A 7,906-nucleotide genomic window follows, 5' to 3' on the forward strand; every position below is an offset into this window, starting at 1 on the left:
GTCGCCGTCGAACACCCGCTGGACGGCGGCGGCGAGCGGCACCCGGTCCAGCGTCATGTCCGCCTCCTCGTGCTCGACCGTGAAGCCCTCGGGCCGGTCGGCGGCGCCGAGGCCCTCGGCCAGGTAGATCGACACCTCCTCGTCGCTGAAGCCGGGCGAGCTGTAGATCGTCGCCAGCAGCGACCAGCGGTCCGCCGCGAGGAGCGCCTCCTCGGCCAGCTCGCGCTTCGCCGTCTCCAGCGGCGGCTCGCCGTCGGCGTCCCGCAACCCGGCCGGCAGCTCCCAGAGGTGCCGGCCGAACGGGTGGCGGTACTGCCGGAGCAGGAGCACCCGGTCCTCGTCGTCCAGGGCCACGATCGCGACCGCGCCGCGGTGCGTGACGACCTCCCGGACGCTGTCGCCGCCGCCAGGCATCGCGACGGTGTCCCGGCGCAGGGAGATGACCCGCCCGTCGTACACCGTCTCGCTGCCGAGCACGCCGTACTCGTGCGGTGCCGACGCGTCGGCCATCAGATGCCGACCTTCTCGCCCTCGTCCAACGGCAGCCGCGCCGACTCCTGGTAGTCGATGGCCGCCTGCACGAACGCCGCGAACAGCGGGTGGGGGCGCGTCGGGCGGCTCTTCAGCTCGGGATGCGCCTGGGTGCCCACGTAGAACGGGTGGCGGTCACCGGGCAGCTCGGCGAACTCGACCAGCAGCCCGTCCGGCGACGTGCCGGAGAAGACCAGGCCGGCCTCGCTCAGCTGGTCCCGGTAGGCGTTGGCGACCTCGTAGCGGTGACGGTGCCGCTCGGTGACCTCGGTCGAGCCGTAGGCGGCCTCGGCCACCGACCCCTTCTGCAGGCTGGCCGGGTAGCTGCCCAGCCGCATCGTCCCGCCGAGGTCGCGCTCACCGGCGACGACGTCGACCTGGCTGGCCATGGTCGCGATGACGGCGTCCGGCGTCTCGGGGTCGAACTCCGCCGAGTTGGCCTTCTCCAGGCCGGCGACGTTGCGGGCGTACTCGATGACCATGCACTGCAGCCCCAGGCACAGGCCCAGCGTCGGGATGCCGTTGGTGCGCGTGTACTTCAGCGCCCCGAGCTTGCCCTCGATGCCGCGGACGCCGAACCCGCCCGGCACGCAGACGCCGTCGACACCGGCGAGCGCGTGCGCCGCACCCTCCGGGGTGGAGCAGTCGTCCGACGGCACCCAGCGGATCTGTACCCGGCTGCGGTGGGCGAATCCGCCGGCGCGCAGGGCCTCGGTGACCGACAGGTAGGCGTCGGGCAGGTCGATGTACTTGCCGACCAGCGCGATCGTCACCGTCTCCTTGGGCGCGTGCACCCGGTCGAGGAGGTCGCCCCACACGGTCCAGTCGACGTCCCGGAACGGCAGGCCGAGCCGGCGGACGACGTAGGCGTCCAGGCCCTCCCGGTGCAGCACCTTCGGGATGTCGTAGATCGACGGTGCGTCGGCGCAGGAGATGACGCCCTCGGCGTCGACGTCGCACATGAGGCTGATCTTGCGCTTGAGGGCGGTGCCGATCTCGCGGTCCGAGCGGCAGACCAGCGCGTCGGGCTGGATGCCGATGCTGCGCAGGGCGGCGACGGAGTGCTGGGTCGGCTTGGTCTTCAGCTCACCGGACGGCGCGATGTAGGGCACCAGCGAGATGTGCAGGAAGAAGCAGTTGTCCCGGCCGATCTCGTGCCGCACCTGGCGGGCGGCCTCCAGGAACGGCAGCGACTCGATGTCGCCCACGGTGCCGCCGATCTCGGTGATGACGACATCTATCCGGTCGTGGCCCCCCGGCTCCGACCCCTCGCCGCCGGCCATGATCCGCGACTTGATCTCGTTGGTGATGTGCGGGATGACCTGCACCGTGTCGCCGAGGTACTCCCCGCGCCGCTCCCTGGCGATCACGTTCGAGTAGACCTGGCCGGTCGTGACGTTGGCCCGGCCGGACAGGTCGGTGTCGAGGAACCGCTCGTAGTGGCCGATGTCGAGGTCGGTCTCGGCGCCGTCCTCGGTGACGAAGACCTCACCGTGCTGGAACGGGTTCATCGTCCCGGGGTCGACGTTGAGATAGGGGTCGAGCTTCTGCATCGTGACCCGGAGGCCACGGCTGGACAGCAGGGCACCGAGCGAACTCGCTGTCAGTCCCTTGCCGAGAGAGGACACAACGCCGCCGGTGACGAAGACGAACTTCGTGGGCTGGGAGTTGTGCAGAAGGCCCGCGTTCCGGGAGTGATCACGTGTTCCAGACGGTCGATCCACGGGATACGACCGTAACACGTTCCGCTCCCTCGGCCGGACCGGAGCGCGGAGTTCCTCCCGTCTCGACACCACCCTTGCCGGTTCCCCCGCTCGGGGTGCCCGCGGCCAGCCACACGGTCAGCGGGACGAGCAGGGCGGCGGCGGCGGCGGGCAGCGCGACGCCGGAGTCGTTCACCGCCGCGCCGATCACCAGGCTCAGCAGGCCGGCCAGCAGCCCCGACCGCAGCACGGCGACGTCCTCGCCGTGCAGACCCGCCGGGCCGCCGCCTGCCGGGCTTCGCAGGAGCCCGCCGGGGCGGACCAGCCAGACGGCCGCCACGATCGCCACCGGCAGCATCCAGGCCAGCGGGCTGCGCGTCAGGATGTCGAGGTTGGCCTGGCCCTTGCGGCTGATCACCGTCCACGCCTCGCCGGTGAGCACCTGCTCGACGAAGCGGCCGAGGTGGGTGCGGTCGGCGGCCGGCCGCAGCCAGTCGAGGTACGCCAGCGTGCCGACCGTCACCACGGCGGCCGCGAGGATCGCCACGAGGCGGACGACGGTCACCCGGATGTGGGTCAGCAGCATCGCCAGCAGCAGGAAGCCCGGCAGCGCCGCCAGCACCCCGCCGAAGTCGCGGCCGAGCCCGGGTGCCCCGATCAGCAGGACCGTCGCCACCCCGATCGCCAGGACCGTCCCGCCGGTCGCCACCCGCGCCCGATCGGGCGCGACCCGGCGGCCCACGGCGCTGGCGAGCGCGGCGGTGACGAGGAGCGCGCTGACCGACAGCAGGCCGAAGCTCAGGTTGCCGTAGCCGGTGAAGCGGCCGGCGACGATCGCGTCGTAGCCCAGGAGACCGTTGAGCTCGAGCCGCGATCCGGTGAGCACGTCTCCCACCAGCGTCCCGAACGTCAGCGCGAGGACGGCGAGCGGCGGCCCCAGCCGGTGCCGCCGCCAGGGCCCCCCGAGGGCGACGGCGAGGACGACGAGGTCGGCACCCAGTACGGCGGCCGAGAGCGCCAGCGCCGGAACGCCCGAGCGCTCCCAGGGGACGAACCCCGCGAGGTAGGTGGCGACCGGAAGCCCTGCCGCGGCGATCGCGAGCACCCGCAGCGCGCGCCGGCCCAGGGCCGACGGGCGCGACGGCAGGCGGGGCACGCCGCCGAGCAGCAGCATCCCGAGGCTGACCACCACCGCCGAGACGATCACGAGCGTCCAGAAGAAGAACCCGGTGTTGCGGTGGTGGATCGTGGCCGCCGTGTTGACGGCCTCGAGGTCGGTGACGGCGCTCTCCAGCGCGGGGCGCTCCCCGGTGGCGTGCAGCGGCTGGCCGTTCATCGAGGCCGGCTGTTCCAGGCCCAGCGCCTGCAGGGCCGTGGGCGCCACGTCGATGAGCTGACCGAAGGGCGCCCGGCCGGTGCTCGCGGAGGTCAGCCACGCGTCCGCGGTGAAGCCCGGACCGGATGCCATCCCCACGTGCAGCTGCGGTCGGCCGTCGTTGACCTCGGAGATGCCGGCGAGGAGGAGCAGCGTCTCCCCCGGCATCGTGGCCAGGGCGGCGCGGAGCTGCCCGACCACCTGGTCGATCCGCAGCAGCGCGGCGGCCCGCGGCTCGGGGTCGGTGCCGTCGTCGGTCTTCTCCGCACCCGGCCTCCCGGCGTCGGTGAGCTGGTTCAGGGTGACCAGCGCCAGGGGGCAGCCCGACAGGACCTGGGCCAGCGGGGCAGGGTCGGAGGGCAGGGTGTCGGCCCGGGTGATCGCGACGCCCGGCGCCGCGGCGGCGAGCGTGGCCGCCCGCCCCGACACCGTGGCGCACCCGACGGCCTCGCCCAGGGCGCCGGGCTCGGCGCCGAACCGGGCGGTGCCCTCGTCGGCCGCCGTCCTCTGCACCGTCGCCTCGGGCTCCTGGAGGGCGAGCTTGGCCGCCCGTTCCTGCAGGCCGCAGTAGGACAGCGAGGTGTCCACCTGCTGCTCGGGCACGGTGCCGTCCGCGGGCGGCGGGATCGTCGGCGCGGCCGGGTCCTCAGGCAGCGGCACGGTGGGCAGCGGCACCGGGGGCAGGCCCTCGTCGGGCCCGGGGACGCGTGCGCGGTTGCCGGCGCCCAGGGTGGCCCAGCCGTCCAGGACGCAGGTCGTCGAGCGGGCGGCTCGCACGGACATCGCCCCGATCGTGGAGTCGCCCGCGAGCGCCCAGAGCTCGGGGGTGCCCTGCGGGTCGACGTCCGTCCAGGTCAGGCCGGGCACGCCGACCACGACCACCCGGTCGGCCGCCGTAGCGGCGCCGTCGTCGGCCGCGCCCGCCTGCGCGGGCAGGCCGAGCAGCACGCCCAGGAGCACGACCAGGAGGACGACGCCGCGGCTCATGGGGAACCGGCTGGGGGTGCGCCGAGCAGTTCGCGGTAGACGGCGACGAGCTGGCGCGCGGCGGCCTCCTCGTCCGGCCAGTTGTCCGCCTGCCGTCGTCCGGCCTCGGCCAGCCCGGCGGCGTGCGCGGGATCGGCGAGGACCCGGACGACGGCGTCGGCGAGTGCCCAGGCGTCCCCGACCGGGACCAGATCTGCGCCCGACCCCAGCAGTTCGGGCAGGCCCCCGGCGCGGGTCGACACCAGCGGCGTGCCGGCACGCAGCGCCTCCTGGGCGGTGAACGGGCTGCCCTCCCACCGCGACGGCAGGACGCACAGGTCCGCGGCACCGAGCAGGTCGGCGACGTCCTCCCGCCGGCCGAGCAGCAGGACGGGGAGGCGGGCGGCACGGATGCGCTCGCTGAGCTCCTCCTCGAGCGGCCCGTCGCCGGCGATCGCGACCAGGGGCGCGGGGGACAGCCGGCCGTCGGCCTCCCACGTCGCCACGGCGTCCAGGAGGACGTCGTAGCCCTTCTGCGGGTGCAGCCGCCCGACGGCGAGGACGAGCGGCCGCCCCTCGTCGAGGCCCAGCTCCTCGCGCACCTCGGCGCGGGTGCGGGTCGCCGGCGGTCGCGGCGGCGCCACGGCGGGGACGACGCGGACGTCACGGGCACCGGCCTTGCGGGCGTTGGCGGCCAGGTCGCTGGAGACCGCCAGGACCATGTCGGCGGCGCGGATCGTCGTCCGCTCGGCTGCCCGCAGCACGCGCTGCAGCGGTCCGGCGTCCTCGAGGATCGCGTTGTGCAGGGTGAGGACGAGCGGGCGGGACCGCTCCCCCGACAGCCGGCGCGCGGTCGCGGCGACGAGCCCGGCACGGAGCCCGTGGGCGTGGACGAGATCGGCCCCGGCGAGCGCCCGGCGGAGCTGGAGGACGGCGCGGCTGTCGGCGAGCGGGGCGAGCCCGGTGGAGATGCCGACGGGGACGAAGTCGGCGCCGGCCGCACGGAACCCGAAGAGCTCCTCCGTGGCGGGGGCACCGCAGACGCGCACGGTGGCGCCGGCGGCACGGACGGCGGGCACCAGCGAGCGGACGTGGGTGCCGACCCCGCCCGCGCTCGTGGCCAGCACCTCGACGACTGAGCGGCCGTGCAGGGGCGACCGCTCAGCCACCGTGCACCTCCTGCCGTTCGGGCGCGCGCAACGCCTGGAGAGCGGCGGTCAGGGGGCCGCGCGCCGTCCCCATCATGACGGTCAGTGCCATCACGAGCGCGATCCCGCTCACCAGGACGCCGACGCCCACGGCGGCCGGTACGCCCGAGTCCGGTACCGGATCGGCGTCCAGGGCGCGGGCCGTGAGCAGCCCGGCGGCGGCACCGAGAGCCGCACCGGCCAGCGCGGCCGTGCCGCTCCGGGCGACACCGGTCAGCGCTCCGGGGCCGGCCGTGCGCGCGACGACCGCGAGCAGCGACAGCCCGGCGACCGTGACGCCGATGCTGTGCCCGGCGCCGAGGGCCAGCCCCCGGTCGTCGGCCGGCAGGACCTGGCTGAGGACGACGTCGGCGACGACGGCCAGCAGCCAGCCGCCGACGACGCACACGGTGGGCGCCTTCCAGAGACCCCGCGCGTACAGCGCCCGGGTGAGGACGGCGACCAGGGCGTAGCCCACGAGCCCCGACGCGAAGGCGATGATCGTGTCCCGCAGTGCAGCGACCACTGAGGACGGGGCGCCGGCCAGGAACACCCGGGCCATCGGGCCGGACACTGCGACCAGCACCCCGGCGGCCACGGCGGCCGTGGCGACGACGAGCACGGTCACGGGTGCCAGCGCGCGGCGGTAGCCGGGGTCGTCGCCGAGGTCGGCCCGCTCCGCCAGGCCCGGGTAGGCCGAGGTGGCCAGCGGCACCGCCAGCGCGGCCCACGGCACGAGGAAGAGGGTGAGGCCGGCGGCGTAGACCACCTGCGTGCCGTCGGGGCCGTCGTTGGCCAGCCGGATGGCCACCGCGGCGAGCAGCTGCTGCCCGGCGAGGGTGAGCACCCCGGCGAGGGCGAGCCGCCGGACGCGGGGCGCGGCGCCGACCGGGAACCGCAGGGACGGGCGCAGGCCGAGGTGCAGCCTCCGCAGCGGCACGAGCAGGCACAGGCTGAGCGCCACCACGCCCAGGGTGGTCCCGACCCCGAGCACGAGCTCTGCGTCCCGCGACAGGTCGTCGACCTCCGGGCTCCCGTCGAGCCACGCGAACAGCAGGTAGGCGCCCGCGACGAGGAGGCTGGACAGCAGCGGCGCCAGCGCCGGCCCGGCGAACCGCCGGTGGGCCTGCAGGACTCCGGTGAGCACGATGCCGATGCCGTAGAGGACCACCTGCGGGGCGAAGACGAGCAGGAAACGGGCGGCGAGCTCGATCTGCGCGTCGTCCCCGTTGCCCAGCAGCAGCCGGGCGATGGGCTCGGCGAAGACCGCGACGAGGACCGCCAGCGGCGTCAGGATCAGCAGGCTCCAGCCCAGCAGGGCCGAGGCCGTGCGCCGCACCTGCTCGCGGTCGCCGGTGGCGACGCCGCCGGCGAGCATCGGGACGACGAGAGCTGCCAGCGCCCCGCCCGCGACCACCTCGAACACGATGTTCGGGACGTTGTTGGCCGCGAGGTAGGTGTCCCCCGTGCTGTCGGCGCCGACGGTGTTGGTGAAGACCAGCGTGCGGCCGAACCCGGCCAGCCGGGCGAGCAGGGTGAGGACGGCGATCAGGGCCGCCGCGCCGGCGACCCCCTGGGCGACCTTCCGCGCAGTCACGAGGGCAGGCGGCCGAGCCGGTCCAGTTCGCGCAAGCCGGGCGTCGCCTCGATGACCGTCGTGAAGCTCACCCTCTCGCTGGCGAGGGTGAGCGCCACGACGACGGCGAGCAGGGCCGCGCGGGGGCCCCGTCCGGGGATGGACGCCAGCCGGAGCCCGAGCAGCGCACCCACGGCGTTCGCGCCCGCGTCGCCGAGCATCACCCGCTCGCCCAGGTCGTCGGGCAGCACGGCGAGCGTGGCGCCGAGGGGGCCGGCGACCAGCCCACCGGCCGGACCGCCGACGCTCGCCGCGGCGGCCAGCGACGCCACCTTGCCGGCGCGACCCGGCCGGAGGTCGAGCAGGTTGACCAGGTTCGCGGTGCCGGCCACCAGGCCGGTGGTGAGTACCCCGTCGACCAGGGCGGAGGGTCCGCGCCCCGACCGGGTGAGGACGGCGGAGACCGCGGCGGCCGCGCCGATCCCGGCCACCTTCACCGCACCGGCCGACACGCGACCGGCGCGCAACGCGGCGAGGTGTCCGGCGAGGCCCTTGTCGCGGGCCTGCT

The 7,906-nt window shown here is 75.3% G+C and carries 6 protein-coding genes; all 6 read right to left on the reverse strand.

From position 1 onward, the window contains the following. Nucleotides 1–510 (reverse strand): NUDIX hydrolase (locus tag E4P40_RS24525; RefSeq protein ID WP_135160972.1); only part of this gene is annotated, 510 nt, incomplete at its 3' end. After that, nucleotides 510–2,207 (reverse strand): CTP synthase, encoded by a 1,698-nt coding sequence (locus tag E4P40_RS24530; protein WP_135160977.1) that lies wholly within the window; start codon nt 2,205–2,207, stop codon nt 510–512. The genes E4P40_RS24530 and E4P40_RS24525, both read right to left, overlap by 1 nt. 22 nt (nt 2,208–2,229) lie before the next feature. Beyond that, nucleotides 2,230–4,596 carry a hypothetical protein gene (locus E4P40_RS24535; RefSeq protein ID WP_135160973.1) on the reverse strand — a complete coding sequence of 789 codons (2,367 nt, stop codon included), beginning with the start codon at nt 4,594–4,596 and terminating at the stop codon, nt 2,230–2,232. Further along, nucleotides 4,593–5,744 (reverse strand): glycosyltransferase family 4 protein, encoded by a 1,152-nt coding sequence (locus tag E4P40_RS24540; protein ID WP_135160974.1) that lies wholly within the window; start codon nt 5,742–5,744, stop codon nt 4,593–4,595. The genes E4P40_RS24535 and E4P40_RS24540 overlap by 4 nt, the downstream gene beginning before the upstream one ends. Continuing rightward, nucleotides 5,737–7,359 (reverse strand): lipid II flippase MurJ, encoded by a 1,623-nt coding sequence (locus E4P40_RS24545; protein WP_135160975.1) that lies wholly within the window; start codon nt 7,357–7,359, stop codon nt 5,737–5,739. Before E4P40_RS24545 ends, E4P40_RS24540 begins: the two co-directional genes overlap by 8 nt. Then, nucleotides 7,356–7,906 (reverse strand): hypothetical protein (locus E4P40_RS24550; RefSeq protein ID WP_135160976.1); only part of this gene is annotated, 551 nt, incomplete at its 5' end. The genes E4P40_RS24545 and E4P40_RS24550, both read right to left, overlap by 4 nt.

Source organism: Blastococcus sp. CT_GayMR20 (assembly GCF_004570345.1).